Source organism: Citrobacter werkmanii, from assembly GCF_008693645.1.
GTDB lineage: Bacteria > Pseudomonadota > Gammaproteobacteria > Enterobacterales > Enterobacteriaceae > Citrobacter > Citrobacter werkmanii.
Map to the genome: position 1 here is coordinate 2432047 of NZ_CP044101.1, position 17151 is coordinate 2449197.

The window sequence follows — 17151 nt, forward strand, 5'->3', positions numbered from 1 at the left end:
CGTTGTAGGCCGGATAAAATGCGTTAGCGTTGCCACCGGACGCGCGAGTTACACGCGCTCAATTCTCGCTGGCAGCCCCTGGCGTACCGCCGCACCCGACACCCAGTCAAGCCAGGTATTGGTTACCTGCCGGGTAGGATCCGCAAAGCCCAAATCATTGAGATTAATTCCCGACCTTATCTGCGCGTCAAATGGCATCGGCTCGCCGTCGAGCGTATGCTGCGCCGCGCCCATTTCTTTATGTCCATAGCCATGTTCAATGGCGATAACTCCCGGCATAACACCATGAAGCAGGCTTATTTGCGCCTGTACCTGACCGCCAGGCGTAGTGATACGTACCGTATCGCCATGTGCTAAGCCGTACCGCTTACCATCCTGCGGGTTGAGCGCCACCAGATTAACCGGCTTCAGATGATGCAGGCGCGGGATGACCGCCGTGGCGCTGGACATGGTATTGGATTTAAAGGAGATCAATTTCAGCGGCCATTCTTGTTCCGGGAACAACTCCTCGACCGCCCGTCCATCTGACAGGCGCGAAGGATACCAGGCCGGGCAGCCGCTGTAGCGCTCGCCGGTAATCGCATGGCGGTGCGCGGCGACATTCGCATTCCAGATTTGCAGCGGTTTTTCCCACGCATTGCCGACGCGATCCTCCACCCGGCCACTGCTGGCTGGGGCGAAACGCCCGCCGCGTGAATACACAAATGCCACCCGGCTGGCTTCATCGGCTTTCAGCGTTTGCGTTATCACCGGCATGATCCGTTGCACCCCGGTCAAGGCAATGTCTTCCGGCTGAGCCTCCGGGACCGGTGATTTACCCATAAACGCAATATTGGCGGCGAGGCGCAGATAATAATCTTCCGCACGATTTAACGGATACTGATTGCCCTGTGGGTCGGTAATCGCATTATCACCAAAACCAGGCAAACCAATGCATTTTGCTACCGCAATACAGAAAGATTCCATTGAGGCCGGTTGACCGTCAGCGGTACTGCTGGTTGCGGCTCTGACCACGGGCCAGCGAGCGGTGGTAGCTTTGCTGGCGACGCCCGCCCACGGGGCGCTGAATCCCCAGCTTTCGAAGTTATGAGTATCCGGCACGATGTAATCTGCCAGCGCCGTGGTTTCGTTCATAAAGGCATCAATGGCGATAAATAGCGGCAAACGCGCAGGATCTTTAAGCTTTTCTTCCGCCACGCCGCGCAACCCTGCGATGCCGTAAAACGGGTTGGTCATGTTAGAGATCCAGGCTTTTAGCGGATAAGGGTAGCCTTCGAGTGCCGAGACAAGAAGTTCAGTAAGTTGACCTGCCACAAACGGATACCAGGGGGCTTTTGCCGGGAAGGGCGATTGTCCGGCGGCTACTTTATTGCGGTACTCTTCGGAAGACTCATACGCGGTTTTACTGCGTGCGATGCTTAATCCCTTTGGTTTAATCTTCCCGGTGAAACTGTCCATGTTGTAGCGTGGTCCATCGGTGGCGCCATTGAACTTGCCGCCGCCGACAAACACGCCGCCTTCAAGACTCAGGTTGCCAATCAGCGCATTGAGCATCATTACCGACCAGGCGTTATAAAATCCATTACCTGCCATCATTCCGCCGTGGGCGATCACTGCCGCTTTACGTCCGTGGCGGGTAAACGCGTCGGCCAGTGCGCTAATGTCTGCTTCAGCCACGCCGCACTGCTGGCTGTATTGCGCCAGCGTGAGTTTTTCGGCGGATTCTTTCAGGCACTGGAGGCTGCTTTTTACCGTCACCGTCTGGCCGTCTGCCAGCGTCACCACGCGGGTGACAAACAACTGCGCGCATGGGCAACCGCTGGCGGCGACGATTTCTCCGGCTTCGTTAACGACCACCGGCTCCTGGGCGGCGTTTGCGTTCAGATGCGCGAGGGTTAAATGCTGCCCGGCAAGATTTGGGATCTCATCGGTGATCACCAGATGCGTGGCGTTGCTCCAGCTTTTTTCACCGGCTTGCTGCATGGCCTGTACGCCGGGAATCGCAAGGTAATCGGTGTTATAGCGCTGTTTTTCGATTATCCAGCGGATCATACCCATCGCCAGCGCGGAGTCGCTTCCCGGACGCACGGGCTGCCAGTGGCCGCGATCGTCAGCCAGTACCGTGGTTAATGGCAGGGCTGGCGCCACCACCACATAGCGGAAGTCGTCGCGTAAACGAGCGCTGGCGAGCTGGCGAGCCTGGCGTTTAAACGGGTTGCCGGATTGCGCCGGAGAGGTTCCCATAAACAACGCGAACTCGACATTATCCCAATCGGGCTTCACGTGGGTATTTTTATCCAGATCGCCCATTAGCGCACCAGAACCGGCCCGGTAGGCCAGACCGCAGTAAGCGCCATGCGCGCCGAAGTTTTTACTGCCGAAACTGTTCAGCGCGAAGCGACGTAAAAACGTATCACGTCCTTCATCGCTGGTATTGGTGACCAGCAACTGATTGGATTTTGGCCCAAAGCCGGGATGTCTGGCATCAAGCGGCGTATGGGGATCGTGAATTGCCCGCAGGCCATCAACATGGCCCTCACCAAACAGGTCACCGCCTTCCACCACCTCTGTGATTAATTGTTCGAAGCTGATGCGCTGCCATTTTCCCTCGCCGCGTTTGCCGACGCGTTTCATGGGCTGCAGAATGCGCTGTGGGCTGTACAGACCTTCAAGTAAGGTTGCGCCACGAGCGCAGGCGGTGGAGCGCGCGTCCAGACCCGACTCGCCCGCCAGTTGCGCCATTGCCGTGGCAAAGGGAACCGAGGCGTCAATATGGTGCTCGTGAGATAATGGATGATAAGGGTTACCGGCAATGCGCAGCACTTTGCCTTGCTCACTATCAACGCGTACCCGCACACCGCACTGCGTCCAGCAGCCAAAGCACTGCGTCATTGAGATCACCTGCTGCGGATTTTGCTGCCATTGCGGCCGGGCATTGGCTTCAGGGATGAGCGCATTACCAAAGATGCGGTCGCGGGTAATTTTACCAGAGGTACCGTCCAGCAAACCGTCCAGAGCGCGCTTTGCTACATCCCGATAACTCAGACCAAACGTCACCATGCCACCTACTGCAAGACCGACTTTAAGCCACTGACGACGGGTTAAATTAGCCATGTTGCATTCTCCTTGCGATCGCGTTCAGGGCTTCACGAACAATAATAATCAGTGCTATCCACAGACCGAAGGTGCCCACAATGGCCAGCCAGCCATCGGTGCCGCCGGGCAGGGTGTAAGGATTAAATTGGGCGTTAAATTTCGGTACGGTCTGTACCTGGATGAGTAACGTCCAGCGCATCAGCCAGCACAGCGCCATGGCGCTAAACGCCAGTAATATGCGCAGCAGCCGCGATAATGGAAAACGCAGCACCAGCCCGCAAAGGCCAAGCGAGACAAGCCATAACACAACCCAACCGATGGCGTAGTGTCGTGCCGAAGAGGCGACATCCAGCCACTGGCGAATTGCTGAACCGGAGAGCGTATTGCCGCTCACCCAAATTGCCACCACGATAACCAGCGCGCTCAAGGCGACAATTTGTCCCCATGCCAGTTTGCGCAGCAAAGATCCTTCACTGTTTGTTGCAGCGATGAGCAGGGCGAGGAATGTTTGTAGCGCGCTGAGGAACATTGCAACCGGAAAGGCGTAGCTGAACCAAATGGGACGCGCCTGCACCACCGACACTTCGCGACCGGTGTAAACCAGTAATCCGATGGCGGATAAGGCGCTACCGACGGCCAACCATTTAGTTACACTGTAACTTTTAAGCGTTATCCGCTTAACGTGCTGCGCCAAAAACCACAGGCCCAGGAAGCCGGTGAACAGCGGTAGAAACAGCGCGCCCCATGGCATCCAGGACCATGGCGTTGGATAAGCATAAAAATGCCAGACGCGGGCGGTTTGGTGTAAATCGGCGGTTAGCGCCAACGGGGCGGTTATTGCACAGGTCAGGGCAATTAACAGCGTCAGGTTTTCCAGGTCCGGCGTCTCTTGTTTGCGCCAGTGCAGCACGCAGGCGAACAGCGCGGCGCAGGCGGCAATACCGATGAAAAAGAAATACTGTACGGCCCAGGGTAACCAGCTTACATGTTGCGGATGGGCCAGAACCTCTTCGATAATCAGTGAATGGTTCATTTAAACCTCCTGCCAGAGCGCGGGTTGAGCGCGTCCCATTAACGGGGTGACAAACGCTTCATCCAGACCAAGATAAAACACGTGCGGTGATGTTCCGCTTTCGGGTTTTAGCACTTTGATGGCCTCATGGTGTTCATGCAGCATTTGAGAAATCCGGCTGTGCGGATCTTTGATATCGCCAATGATGCGTGCGCCGCCGACGCAGGATTCCACGCAGGCCGGGAGCAGCCCCGCTTCCAGACGGTGTACGCAAAATGTGCATTTATCGGCGGTTTGCGTTTCATGGTTGATGAACCGCGCATCGTAAGGGCAGGCCTGCACGCAGTAAGCGCAACCCACGCAACGGGTGTTGTCGACGACCACAATACCGTCTTCACGTTGGAAAGTGGCCTGCACCGGACAAACGGGTACGCAAGGGGGATTATCGCAATGGTTGCACAGGCGAGGCAGCAGGACGTTGGTGACGCTTTGCTGGCCTGTAAGCTGCACCTGATACTGGTTAACGAGGGTTCTGAATTCTCCCTGCGGCGTCTGGTTTTCAATAGCGCAACTGACGGTACAGGCCTGGCAGCCGATGCAGCGTCGCAGGTCAATCAACATGGCGTAGCGATGCGCGAGTGAGCCTTCATGGCGTTCAGGCGAGAAGGGGAATTGCGCCTGCGCCAGGGGGACCAGTGAAGCGCCAGCGGTCAGGACGCCCAGTTGCTGGAGAAACTGCCGTTTACTGCTGTCCATATTTTCTCCCGTCACGGTACAACAACGAAACATTGGTCACGCCGTTGATTTGTGTGTGATGAATAAAGAATCTCAATGATTTACAGTGTAAAAATCGTGACGGGGGGTACTCTATTGTGGTTAACCACATACCCGGCTTGTTGTTGATCTAAAACAACATAATTGACAGGGATAATTGAGTGGGACGCAACGTAGTAAGATGCCTGACGGTACTGGCGTCGCTGTGGATGCTAAGCGGCACGGTCGCGGCGCAGACATGGAACATTGGCGTGTTGGCAATGCGTGGGGAGATCTCCACACGTCAGCACTGGCAGCCGTTGGAAACCCTGTTGAATCAGCAAATTCCCGGTGAGCAGTTTCATATACAACCGCTGGACCTGCACCAGATGCAGGAGGCGGTGAATCGTGGCACGGTACAATTTGTGGTCACTAATCCGGCGCAGTTTGTACAGCTAAACAACCGCTCTGCGTTACGCTGGCTGGCGTCGTTACGTTCTACCCGGGGAGGCAAAGCCGCCAGTAACGTGATCGGTAGCGCGATTCTCGTCAGGCGCGATAGTGGAATCACTTCCGCGCATGATCTGATCGGTAAAACGGTTGGCGCCATTGATGCTCAGGCTTTTGGCGGCTATTTGTTGGGGTATAAAGCACTTAGCGATGCCGGTCTGCGACCTGAGCGCGATTTACGCCTGAGGTTTACCGGTTTTCCTGCCGATGCCTTACTCTATTTACTACGCGAAAAAGCTGTGCAGGCGGTGATTGTGCCGGTGTGTCTGCTGGAAAACATGGATGAGGAAGGGCTCATTCATAAAACGGACTTTAGGGCTGTACTCAACCATCCGACCTCGATTCCCTGTTTAACCAGTACGCCGCTCTATCCTGACTGGTCATTTGCGGCACTGCCTGCAGTGAGCGACGAGCTCGCCGATCGGGTTACACGGGTGCTGTTCAATTCTCCGCAGAATGCAACGTTTCGCTGGGGAGCGCCTGCCTCGACACGCGAAGTAGAAGCGTTGCTACGCGATGTCCGCCAGCATCCGCAGCAGCGCCAGCTCTGGCTGGACGTCAAAAGTTGGTTTATCCAGCACCAGCTCGCTATGGGGGCTGTGGCCGTTGTGCTGTTGCTGCTGACGCTCAATTATATCTGGGTGATGCTGCTGGTTCGTCGTCGCGGCAGGCAACTGGAGCGGAACAGCATTCTGCTGCGCAAACAAGAACAGGCGCTGGAAACCGCTCGCCAAATGAGTGTGCTTGGCGAGATGACCTCCGGGTTTGCCCACGAACTTAATCAGCCGCTGTCGGCTATCCGCCATTATGCGCAGGGCTGTTTGATCCGCCTGCGCGGTCAGGATAAGCAGCATCCGTTGTTGCCTGCGCTGGAGAACATTGATGCTCAGGCGCAGCGGGGCGCTGATACGTTGCACAATCTGCGCCAGTGGGTCAGCCAGGCGCAGGGTAATCCGGTGATGACCGATGACTGGCGGGCCGTCAACGTTCATGATGCAATTCATCACGTCTGGCAATTATTGCGCATGCCCCAGCAATTCCCGGCGGTGGCGCTGCAAACGCGTGTCGGCAAGACGTTAACGCTGACTCTGCCAAGCGTTCTGCTTGAGCAGGTGCTGGCCAATCTGGTGCTCAATGCGGCCCAGGCCGGGGCAACCACGGTATGGTTTAGCGCTCAGCGTGAGGAAGGGGATGTGCGTATTCAGGTGCAGGATAACGCTGGCGGTATTGATGAGGCGCAGTTGTATCAGGCTTTTCAGCCGTTTATGACCACCCGTAAAGAAGGCATGGGGCTGGGATTAGCCATTTGTCAGCGGCTGGTGCGTTACGCAAATGGCGACATTGAGATCAAAAATCATCAGGCTCCTGATGAAAAAGCGGGGGCGGTAGTGACATTACATTTTAAGCAAAACCAGGAGGGAGGCCGTAGTGGCATTAATTCATCTGCTGGATGACGACATTGCCGTCACCCAGGCCTGTGCGTTTTTACTGGAAAGTCTGGGATATGAGGTATGTTGCTGGGAGCAGGGTGAAACATTCCTCGCAGGGGCAAATCTGCACCAGGTGGGCGTGCTTTTGCTGGACATGCGTATGCCGGTACTGGATGGGCACGCTGTACATGAAGCGATGCGCCAGCGAGAAAGTACGCTGGCGGTGGTGTTCCTCACCGGGCATGGCGATGTGCCGATGGCGGTTGAGCAAATGAAACGTGGAGCAGTCGATTTTTTGCAAAAGCCGGTGTCCGCCGGGCCTTTGCAGACGGCGTTAGAGCACGCTTTGCAGGTTTCTCGCGCCGCTTTCTCGCGACAAGAGATCGTGGCCTGCTATCAGATGCTCACGCCAAAGGAGCGAGAGTTGGCGCAACTGGTTGCAAAAGGGTTAATGAATCGGGAAATTGCGGACGCTATGAATATTGCCGTGCGCACGGTTGAAGTTCATCGCGCGCGGGTGATGGAAAAAATGCAGGCGCGGAGCCTTGCGGAACTGGTAAATCGACTGCAGCGGATCCGATAGATTTATGACATTTGTTTGATTTTCATTGAATTTTGTCTAATTAGCCAGAGTGATATATGCTGTTGGTTTGAGTTAATGACGAGCGGGCAAATATGGGAAATCAGACCAAAGACGATGAGTTGTACCGGGAAATGTGCAGAATAGTCGGTAAAGTAGTACTGGAAATGCGCGATCTGGGACAAGAGCCAAAGCATATCGTCATTGCGGGTGTGCTGAGAACCACCCTCGCCAACCAGCGTGTAAAGCGCAGTGAGCTAGAAAAACAGGCCATTGAGACCGTTATTAAAGCATTGGCCGGATAATCCATAAAAAGAGGAGGGCAGTCATTTGCGCCATCCTCTTATTCTCGTCACGTTATTCTATCAATATATATAATTTAGGACTGCAATTAGAGAAATATACTCCGCTGTATATTTCGTTGTATATCGATTGATATATAAAAATATATTTGAGAGTGGAGTCACAAATATTTGCAAGCCATATGAAATATTATTTCAACTTATCTTAATGATAATAAATCTCACTCCGCATTAATTACTTTTCTTCCGTTTTTTAATTGATGACGATCAAAACGACGGGCGCTGAATAACCACATTATCATTGTGCCTAACCCTAAAGGATTAGATTCATTTAGTTTAACCACCGTCATTTATACGATCAGGTTAGGGCAAATATTCACGTGTTGTTGGCAACATTAATGGCCGAATTGGCCCGATCTGTGCGTAAAAATTAGCCTTGATGTGTTGCCGCTACTGCGTTTGCGAAGAGGATGCGAAATAAATGAACCAGGTTGATCGTCCATTTTTAGATTGTGGTTTAACGCGGCTTGAATTCCTACGTATATCCGGAAAGGGTCTGGCAGGACTGACCATTGCACCCGCGTTGTTATCACTTTTTGGTTGTAAGCAGGAAGATATCGACAGCGGTACCGTTGGACTTATCAATACGCCGAAAGGGGTGCTGGTAACGCAGCGAGCACGCTGCACTGGTTGTCATCGCTGCGAGATTTCCTGTACCAATTATAACGATGGGGCCGTTGGCACCTTCTTTTCCCGCATCAAAATTCATCGTAATTACTTCTTTGGCGATGATGGCGTCGGGTCCGGTGGCGGACTGTATGGTGATTTAAACTATACCGCGGATACCTGCCGCCAATGCAAAGATCCGCAATGCATGAAGGTCTGCCCGATTGGCGCCATTACCTGGAAGCAGGAAGACGGTTGTATTGCCGTGGACCATAAACGTTGCATTGGCTGTAGCGCTTGTACCACAGCCTGCCCGTGGATGATGGCGACCGTCAACACGGAAACGAAAAAATCCTCAAAATGTGTGTTATGCGGGGAATGCGCCAATGCTTGCCCGACTGGGGCATTAAAAATTATCGAGTGGAAAGATATTACCGTTTGATAGAGGGCAGGCATGCCTGATACGCGTCATTAATTGCCAATAATAGCGCAGTTTTGAATAAAAAAGCTGCCTGACGGGTATATCTATTAAACCTTCTTGCAAAGGAAAACATGATGGCTAACGGTTGGACAGGTAATATTTTACGGATCAATCTCACCACGGGTAATATCACCCATGAAGATTCCAGTAAATTTAAGAAATTTATCGGTGGGATGGGCTTTGGGTATAAAATTATGTACGACGAAGTCCCGCCAGGCACCATGCCGTTTGATGAAGGGAATAAACTGGTTTTCGCCACCGGGCCATTAACGGGCTCGGGCGCACCCTGTAGCTCCCGCGTCAATATCACCTCCTTGTCAACATTTACCAAAGGTAATTTAGTCGTAGATGCCCACATGGGCGGTTTCTTCGCCGCACAGATGAAATTTGCCGGTTACGACGCCATTATTATCGAAGGTAAGTCCGCGTCGCCTGTCTGGATCAACATCAAAGACGATAAAGTCAGCATCGAAAAAGCCGATTTCCTGTGGGGCAAGGGGACGCGCGCCACAACCGAAGAGATTTGCCGCATTACCAGCCCTGAGACTTGCGTCGCCGCGATTGGCCAGGCGGGGGAAAATCTGGTACCGCTCTCTTGCATGATCAACAGCCGCAACCACAGCGGCGGCGCCGGTACTGGCGCGGTGATGGGCTCGAAAAATCTGAAGGCCATTGCGGTAGAAGGGACCAAAGGTGTCAACATTGCCGACCGCAAAGAGATGAAGCGGCTCAATGACTACATGATGACCGAGCTTATCGGCGCCAACAACAACCACGTTGTGCCGAGCACCCCGCAGGCCTGGGCAGAATACTCTTCGCCAAACTCGCGTTGGACGGCCCGCAAGGGACTGTTCTGGGGAGCGGCGGAAGGCGGGCCAATTGAAACGGGTGAAATCCCGCCGGGCAACCAGAATACCGTCGGTTTCCGTACCTATAAATCCGTGTTCGATCTCGGACCTGCCGCTGAGAAATACACGGTAAAAATGAGCGGCTGCCATTCGTGCCCGATTCGTTGTATGTCACAGCTCAATGTCCCGCGGGTGAAAGATTTTGGCGTACCGAGTACCGGTGGCAACACCTGCGTGGCGAACTTTGTGCACACCACCATTTTCCCCAATGGCCCGAAAGATTTTGACGATAAAGACGATGGGCGCGTGGTGGGAAACCTGATTGGTCTGAACCTGTTCGACGATTATGGCATCTGGTGTAACTACGGGCAGTTGCACCGCGATTTTACTTATTGCTACTCGAAAGGCGTTTTTAAGCGCGTACTGCCGGCGGAAGAGTATGCGGAGATCCGCTGGGATCAGCTTGAAGCGGGCGATCCTAATTTTATTAAGGATTTTTACTATCGGCTGGCGCATCGCGTGGGGGAACTCAGCCACCTTGCGGACGGTTCATATGCCATTGCTGAACGCTGGGATTTGGGCGAAGAGTATTGGGGTTATGCCAAGAACAAACTGTGGTCGCCGTTTGGTTTTCCTGTCCACCATGCTAACGAGGCTTCAGCGCAGGTTGGGGCGATCACCAACTGTATGTTTAACCGTGACTGTATGACGCATACCCATATTAACTTCATCGGTTCCGGTTTGCCGCTGAAATTACAGCGCGAAGTGGCGGGCGAATTGTTTGGTTCGCAGGATGCCTACGACGAAACCAAAAACTACACCCCGATCAATGCCGCGAAGATCAAATATGCCAAATGGACGTTGCTGAAAGTCTGTTTGCATAACGCGGTCACGCTATGCAACTGGGTCTGGCCGATGACAGTCTCGCCGCTCAAGAGCCGTAATTATCGCGGAGATTTGGATCTGGAAGCGAAATTTTTCCAGGCGGTTACCGGCGATGAAACCACGCAGGCGAGTCTGGATCTGGCCGCTGAACGTATCTTTACCCTGCATCGTGCCTATACGGTCAAACTGATGCAAACCAAAGATATGCGCAATGAGCACGATCTCATTTGCTCCTGGGTGTTTGATAAAGATCCGAAGATCCCGGTCTTCACCGAGGGGACCGACAAGATGGACCGGGAGGACATGCGCCTGTCACTGACGATGTTCTATCAGGAAATGGGTTGGGATCCGGAGCTGGGCTGCCCTACGCGCGAAACGCTGAATCGACTCGGACTTGAGGATGTGGCAGCCGATCTGGCGGCACAAGATCTGTTGCCAGCGTAAGGAACGCGAGATGACTAACGTGAGCAACGTTCAGGCACCCATTGAGGCGTTTCCTGATGAGGTAGATAGCCAAAAGAGACACTGGCTGCAGGCGCTACAGCCGCCTGCCGAACAGGTGAACGCGCCGCAGGTTCAGGAACCTGCCAGCCCGGAGTCGATAGTGGCGGAATTTATCCGCCAACATTCAGCATCGGGTCAGTTGGTGGCTCGCAGTGTCTTCCTGCAGCCACCGTATTCGGTTCCTGAGACTGACTTAACCGTGCTGCTGGATACCCTGTGTCAGGGCGCGAATGGGGCGGATATTACCTGTGTGCACGGCGCTGAAGAGGCATATTTCTTTTCGACGCAAACCATGACGGCAAACTACGCCAGCATGTGTGTGCAGGTGGTGGAGAACGACATCTGTCGCGCGATTGCCGAGGCGGTACGCTTTGACTGTCAAACGTATCCACGCCCCTATAAGGTCGCCATGTTGACGCAACCGCCGTATAGCTTTGGTGATCAGCAGGTTGCAGCGGCGCTCTCGGCAATGGAAACGCACCCGGATTACGCAGATATACGCACTGTGGAATCGTCAAATGCGGAGCCTTATTTGTTCAGCGAACGTTTTATGAGTTATGGCAAAGCGTACGGCCTGTGCGAATGGTTTGAGGTTGAGCAGTATCAGAACCCCTGAATTCTTCAGGTTGATGTCATGGAATGTGTGGACGACCACTGTCACAGCATTAGAGGATAACCCGATGTCCTTCACCCGACGTAAATTTGTCATTGGCATGGGGACGGTGATTTTTTTTACCGGCCCAGGTCAAAGTTTGTTAGCAAGCCCCAGGAGCACTAAAGGCGTTCGTTATGTCATGATTCACGACGAATCACTGTGTAACGGCTGTAATATTTGCGCCCGCGCATGCAGAAAAACCAATCATGTTCCTGACCAGGGCAGCCGTTTGTCGATAGCGCATATTCCGGTTTCGGATAACGACAACGAAACGCTGTATCACTATTTTCGTCAGTCCTGCCAGCATTGTGATGATGCGCCCTGTATTGAGGTCTGTCCAACCGGCGCCTCCTGGCGAGATGAGAACGGCATTGTCCGGGTCGACACGTCTTCGTGTATCGGCTGCAGTTACTGCATAGGCGCGTGCCCTTATCAGGTCCGCTATCTCAATCCGCGCACCAAAGTGGCTGATAAATGCGACTTTTGCGCTGAATCACGTCTGGCGAAAGGTTTTCCACCGATCTGTGTTAACGCCTGCCCGGAACACGCGCTGATTTTTGGTCGTGAAGATAGCCCGGAGATTCAGACCTGGCTGCGGGAAAACAAGTATTACGAGTATCAACTTGCAGGCGCCGGGAAACCCCATCTGTATCGTCGGTTCGGTCAACATTTGATTAAAAAGGAAAATGTATGAACGCGTCGCAGAATGCCGAACAGTTTCACGCCCAGCTTGCGCAATATGTCCCTATGTTTTCTCCTGACTACTGGCCAGTGTGGCTGGTCATCGCCGGATTAATGCTGGTGGGAATGTGGCTGGTGCTGGCGCTACACGCCATGCTGCGCTTTCGTGCCGCGCATAAAGCGTCGGCAGGGCACGGTGAGAAGATCTACTTATACTCGAAGGCTGTCCGCTTGTGGCACTGGTCGAACGCGCTGTTATTTCTGCTACTTCTGGTCAGTGGACTCGTCAATCACTTCTCGGCCGTTAGCGCGTCGGTGATGAAAAGCCTGCTTACCGTACACGAAGTCTGTGGCTTTTTGCTGCTCGCCTGCTGGATTGGTTTTGTCCTGATCAACCTGATTGGCGATAACGGACATCACTATATCATTCAGCGCCGGGGTTGGATCGGACGCGCGCAAAGACAAACGCGTTTTTACCTGTTTGGCATTATGCAGGGAGAGTCACATCCATTCCCGGCATCAAAGCGTTCGAAATTCAATCCGCTACAGCAGGCGGCCTATGTTGGCGTGATGTATGGTCTGCTGCCGCTGTTGTTGATATCGGGTCTGTTATCGCTCTATCCGGCGGTAGTCGGCGATCTGTTCCCCGGTGTGCGTTACTGGTTGTTACAGGCGCATTTTGCGCTGGCAATAATCAGTTTGTTTTTCATTTTTGGGCATCTTTATCTTTGCACTACGGGCCGCACGCCGGGCGAAACCTTCAAGTGCATGGTGGATGGCTATCACCGGCATTAAGCGATGATGATTACGCGTGATGACTTACGGGCCTGGCGCGTTGGGCCCGTAATGTATCGCTGGTTTCTACGCACTTTTCCCGCCGGGGGAAGTTATGCCGATGTACATCGTGCGCTCCAGCGGGAAGGGTATATCGACTGGGCAAATAGTCTGGTGGAATACGGCTGGTCAAAATGGCGGGAAGAGGAGAGTTTTGTCCGGCAGGATATTCGCGCGATGGGAAATATTTCCCGCGTGAAAACAACGGGGGGGACCAGCAGCCCGCTGGCGAGTGCGGAAGATAATGTCAGCTTTGGCTGCGCGGATGATAACGTTAAAATCGCCAGCGCTGGCTATGCCGCGCAAATTGCCAGTGCAGGTTACAGCGTACGTATAGGCAGCGTAGGCTATAACGCGCATATCGGCAGCTCGGGCGATCGCGGGCGAATTGCGGTCGCGGGAAATTCAGCGCGTATCAGTAGCGTGGGTGACGGTACGCGCATCGCCAGTGCCGGCATGCGTGTACGCATCAGTGCACTGGGCGACAGAAATCGGATTGCCTGCAGCGGTGATTTAACCCGGCTAGCCTGTTTCGGTGCGGAATCGAAAATCGCCAATTGCGCAGACAATATCCATATTATTGCCAGCGGAGAGAACGCCGTTGTTGCCAGTACCGGCACTGTCGATTCGATAATACTCGGTCCTGGCGGATGCGCGGCGCTGGCCTATCATGATGGCGAAAGAATGCGTTTTGCGCTTGCCGTTGAAGGTGAAAAAAATATCCGGGCTGGCGTGAAATATCGGCTCAACGAAGACCACCAGTTCGTGGAATGTTGAGCCTTGAGGTCATTTTAGCGCGAATCGTCGCTGGGTGAATTTTTCCAGGCTAAAGCACAGCAGGTAATAGACCAGTCCGGTAAAGATAAAAATGGCCGCCGGATAGATTTGCACCCGGCTATTAACCTGACCGGCAACCGTCGTGAGTTCTGGCACATTGACGATAAACGCCAGCGACGTGTCCTTCAGTAGTCCAATAAATATCCCGGTCAATGACGGCATAATGTTGCGCAGTACTTGCGGCAATAAAATAAGCCACAGGGCCTGGTACGGGCGAAAACCCTGCACTACTGCCGCTTCATATTGCCCGCCAGGTAAGGCGCTAATTCCTGCATACACCGAGTGCATCACCGAGGCGGCGGTGAACCATGCCAGCGCCAACGTCACGGTAACTGCGCCAGGCAGATCGCTTCCAGTCAGCATGGGGAGTAAATACCACATCCAGAAAATCACAAAGATTAACGGAATGCCGCGAATAAACTCGGCCCAGATAAACAGTCCTTTGCGCATCGCGCCAGGAAAACGCCAGGCGCAGCAGGCAAGAACTATCCCACCGGGAAGTGCCAGCAATGCCGCGCCGATAGCCATCAGCAAAGTAAGCAAAACGCCGCCGGGTTGGCCTTCGGTCACGCGTCCCCACAGAAGATAGTCAAGATTGTCAGTAATGACCGAAATATTAGCGATCATGCGATATGCTCCTGACGCTGAACAGACGGGCTTTTGCCCTGAACGGTTTACCTGACACAGTTTTTGGTCCAAGACGCGTAAGCAGCATACCTGACACGATACCGATGAGCAGATAGAGCACTGTTCCAACGGCAAAGGCTTCCAGTGCATGTGCGTTATAGCTCTCAATTTGCCGCACCTGATAGGTCAACTCTGCAAATCCAATACCGCTGGCAAGCGAGGAGAGCTTCATCAGGTTGAGATATTGCCCAACGATGGGCTGCCATGCGTTCGCCAGTCCCTGGGGAAGGAGAATGTGACGAAAAACCGCCCATGAGGAAAAGCCCTGGGCAATGGCCGCCTCGCGTTGTCCGGCAGAAACCGCCTGCAAACCAGAGGCAATCTCCTCGACCAAAAAGGCTGAAGTAAAAACACCCAGCCCCCAGGCAGAACAAAGAAACTCCGGCGTTAACCACCAGACGTCACCTGGCAGAACTGACCATGGGTGTTCAGCATTAATAAAGGTAATCACGTCACGGGGTAGCCAATTCCATGCGGCGAAATACCAGAACATCAGTTGCACCAGTAAAGGCGTATTGCGAAAAGCGGAGACCCACACGCCGACCACCGCGGTGGCAATGCGATTGCCTGTCAAACGTAAGCCGAGTAGTAGGAGAGCAAAGAGAGTGGCGAGCGTGACGCCTGCCAGCGTCACCCATAGCGTGGTGAGAAAACCGGAAATTATCCATTGCAGAGGTTGCCCGCTCAGCACCCCCTGCCAGTCCATTAGAAGCATTATAACGGTAACTCCTGGTGTAACGGGTCGAGCACTTTTTTCAGGAAACGCTGGGTTCTGGGATGTTGTGGGCGGGTGAAGAAATCCTCCGGCGAGGCGACTTCCAGGATATCGCCGCCATCAATGAATACCACACGATCGGCAATCTCACGAGCGAAGTGCATTTCATGAGTCACGACGATCATCGTGATACCGCTGTGAGCCAGATTTTTCATCACTTGTAACACCTCGCCGATCATTTCTGGATCCAGCGCGGAGGTGGGTTCATCAAACAAAATGATTTGTGGCGATGAAGCCAGCGCGCGGGCAATGGCAACGCGCTGTTGCTGCCCGCCGGATAACTGAGCGGCATAGGCATCGGCTTTCTCGAGCAGTCCCACTTGATCCAGCAATTCGAGTGCCCGGCCTTTTGCTTCCGCTTTGTTCCAGCCGTGAACATATTCCAGCGCCAGCGCAATGTTTTGCAGCGCGGTCAGATGCGAATAGAGATTGAATTGCTGAAATACAAAACCGATACGGCTGCGTAACTGGCGTAATGCAGCGCCGCGCAACTGACTAATCGGTTTACCATCAATGAAAATTTCGCCACCGCTGAGCGACTCAAGCTGGTTGATAAGACGTATAAGAGTGGATTTTCCAGAGCCAGAAGGACCCAAAATGGTCACCACTTCACCAGGTTCAACTGCCAGGCTGACGCCGTTAAGTACGGTATGAGCGTCATACTGTTTAAACACATTGTGCAGTTTGACGCTTGCCTGACCCAATTGGGTAGAATCCGCAGCCGAAGCTGCGGAACGATGAAAAAGAGCTGAGAGCATATTACTGGGCTTCTATTTTAAAGGCGCGGGGCTGCGGGTTTTTAGTTTCAGGGCCGAACCACACATCATAAATTTTTGCTGCCTGACCAGTAGACTCCAGCTTCAAAAGTTCATCGTTGACGGCTTTTAACAAAGCCGGTTCGCCTTTTTTTACCCCCACGCCGATCTCTTCTTTACTCAGCAGGTCCGGCAAAATTTTGAAATCCGCTTTATCCGGCGCACCGCTTAACAAGCCCGCCAGGATTGTACTGTCCTGGGTGATGGCCTGCACATTACCGTTGCGTAAGGCGGTTAATGCCAGGGGGATATCGTCATAGGCCAGTACGCGCGACTGCGGGAAGCGCTGATGTAACGCCTGCTCACCGGTAGTACCTTTTACCGCGCCGATTCGCGCTTTGCTGTATTCATCGAGCTTGTCCGGGGATTTTGCTGGCACAAGGAACTGCTGGCCGGTGACAAAATAGGGCACGGAGAAATCGATCACTTGTGCACGCTCAGGTGTGATCGTGATATCCGCTACGATTAAATCGGCTTTACCGGATTGTAATAGCGGAATACGGTTGGCCGGATTGGTGGCCACCAGCTCCAGTTTTACCCCCAGGGACTTGGCCAGCGCTTCGGCAAAATCGACGTCATAGCCGACAATCTTATGCGTTTTTGCATCAACTGAACCGAACGGCGGATTGGCGTCGAATGTCGCCACTTTAACGACGCCGGCGGCTTTGATATCGGCCAATTGGTCAGCCTGAGCCTGTGAGACGCTAATGCCAGAGGCCAGCAGCACGCTGAGTGCCAGAAGTGTTTTTTTAGCGCTGTGAATTTTCGTTGCCATCATTGTAAGAAATCCCTGTAGTTTT

General features: G+C 53.6%; 16 protein-coding genes. 9 read left to right on the forward strand and 7 right to left on the reverse strand.

Annotation, left to right across the window (positions count from 1 at the left end):
* Positions 1-48: 48 nt before the first annotated feature.
* From ttrA to ttrB, 3 genes are read right to left on the reverse strand one after another with little or no spacing between them, the layout of a single operon-like run.
* Positions 49-3114 carry a tetrathionate reductase subunit TtrA gene (gene ttrA / locus FOB24_RS12330; protein ID WP_150344983.1) on the reverse strand — a complete coding sequence of 1022 codons (3066 nt, stop codon included), beginning with the start codon at positions 3112-3114 and terminating at the stop codon, positions 49-51.
* Positions 3107-4129, reverse strand: a complete 1023-nt coding sequence (gene ttrC / locus FOB24_RS12335; protein WP_121528986.1) for a tetrathionate reductase subunit TtrC — start codon at positions 4127-4129, stop codon at positions 3107-3109. The genes ttrA and ttrC overlap by 8 nt, the downstream gene beginning before the upstream one ends.
* A complete protein-coding gene (gene ttrB / locus FOB24_RS12340; RefSeq protein WP_038640285.1) occupies positions 4130-4864 on the reverse strand; it encodes a tetrathionate reductase subunit TtrB in 735 nt (244 codons plus the stop codon). It lies immediately after the preceding gene.
* A gap of 227 nt (positions 4865-5091) precedes the next feature.
* On the opposite strand from ttrB, the gene ttrS reads away from it, so the two are divergent.
* The 9 genes from ttrS (at position 5092) to ydhT (ending at position 14014) form a co-directional block, all read left to right on the forward strand.
* On the forward strand, positions 5092-6825 hold the full coding sequence (gene ttrS, locus FOB24_RS12345; protein ID WP_121528987.1) for a tetrathionate respiration histidine kinase TtrS: 1734 nt from the start codon (positions 5092-5094) through the stop codon (positions 6823-6825).
* Positions 6800-7384, forward strand: a complete 585-nt coding sequence (gene ttrR / locus FOB24_RS12350) for a tetrathionate respiration response regulator TtrR (protein ID WP_038640289.1) — start codon at positions 6800-6802, stop codon at positions 7382-7384. Before ttrS ends, ttrR begins: the two co-directional genes overlap by 26 nt.
* 92 nt (positions 7385-7476) lie before the next feature.
* The gene (gene fumD, locus FOB24_RS12355) at positions 7477-7686 is read left to right on the forward strand and encodes a fumarate hydratase FumD (protein ID WP_038640291.1); all 210 of its coding nucleotides are present in this window, start codon (positions 7477-7479) and stop codon (positions 7684-7686) included.
* A gap of 478 nt (positions 7687-8164) precedes the next feature.
* Positions 8165-8791, forward strand: a complete 627-nt coding sequence (locus tag FOB24_RS12360; protein WP_038640293.1) for a ferredoxin-like protein — start codon at positions 8165-8167, stop codon at positions 8789-8791.
* A gap of 113 nt (positions 8792-8904) precedes the next feature.
* Positions 8905-11007, forward strand: a complete 2103-nt coding sequence (locus FOB24_RS12365; RefSeq protein ID WP_038640295.1) for an aldehyde ferredoxin oxidoreductase — start codon at positions 8905-8907, stop codon at positions 11005-11007.
* Positions 11008-11017: 10 nt separating this feature from the next.
* The gene (locus FOB24_RS12370) at positions 11018-11683 is read left to right on the forward strand and encodes a YdhW family putative oxidoreductase system protein (protein WP_085049429.1); all 666 of its coding nucleotides are present in this window, start codon (positions 11018-11020) and stop codon (positions 11681-11683) included.
* 64 nt (positions 11684-11747) lie between these two features.
* Entirely contained in the window at positions 11748-12416 is a 669-nt protein-coding gene (locus FOB24_RS12375) for a 4Fe-4S dicluster domain-containing protein (protein ID WP_042308731.1), read from the forward strand.
* The gene (phsC, locus tag FOB24_RS12380) at positions 12413-13198 is read left to right on the forward strand and encodes a thiosulfate reductase cytochrome B subunit (RefSeq protein ID WP_121528988.1); all 786 of its coding nucleotides are present in this window, start codon (positions 12413-12415) and stop codon (positions 13196-13198) included. The genes FOB24_RS12375 and phsC overlap by 4 nt, the downstream gene beginning before the upstream one ends.
* 3 nt (positions 13199-13201) lie before the next feature.
* Complete coding sequence (gene ydhT, locus FOB24_RS12385) at positions 13202-14014, forward strand: protein YdhT (protein WP_121528989.1); 813 nt, start codon at positions 13202-13204, stop codon at positions 14012-14014.
* 9 nt (positions 14015-14023) lie between these two features.
* Here ydhT and FOB24_RS12390 read toward each other — a convergent pair whose 3' ends face one another.
* The 4 genes from FOB24_RS12390 to FOB24_RS12405 are packed head-to-tail and all read right to left on the reverse strand — an operon-like array spanning position 14024 to position 17129.
* Positions 14024-14701, reverse strand: a complete 678-nt coding sequence (locus FOB24_RS12390) for an amino acid ABC transporter permease (RefSeq protein WP_038640304.1) — start codon at positions 14699-14701, stop codon at positions 14024-14026.
* Complete coding sequence (locus FOB24_RS12395; RefSeq protein ID WP_121528990.1) at positions 14691-15476, reverse strand: amino acid ABC transporter permease; 786 nt, start codon at positions 15474-15476, stop codon at positions 14691-14693. The genes FOB24_RS12390 and FOB24_RS12395 overlap by 11 nt, the downstream gene beginning before the upstream one ends.
* Positions 15476-16294, reverse strand: coding sequence for an amino acid ABC transporter ATP-binding protein (locus tag FOB24_RS12400; protein WP_069324225.1), 819 nt, complete (start codon positions 16292-16294; stop codon positions 15476-15478). The genes FOB24_RS12395 and FOB24_RS12400 overlap by 1 nt, the downstream gene beginning before the upstream one ends.
* A 1-nt stretch (position 16295) precedes the next feature.
* Positions 16296-17129, reverse strand: a complete 834-nt coding sequence (locus FOB24_RS12405) for an ABC transporter substrate-binding protein (protein ID WP_085049427.1) — start codon at positions 17127-17129, stop codon at positions 16296-16298.
* Between the last annotated feature and the right edge of the window lie 22 nt (positions 17130-17151).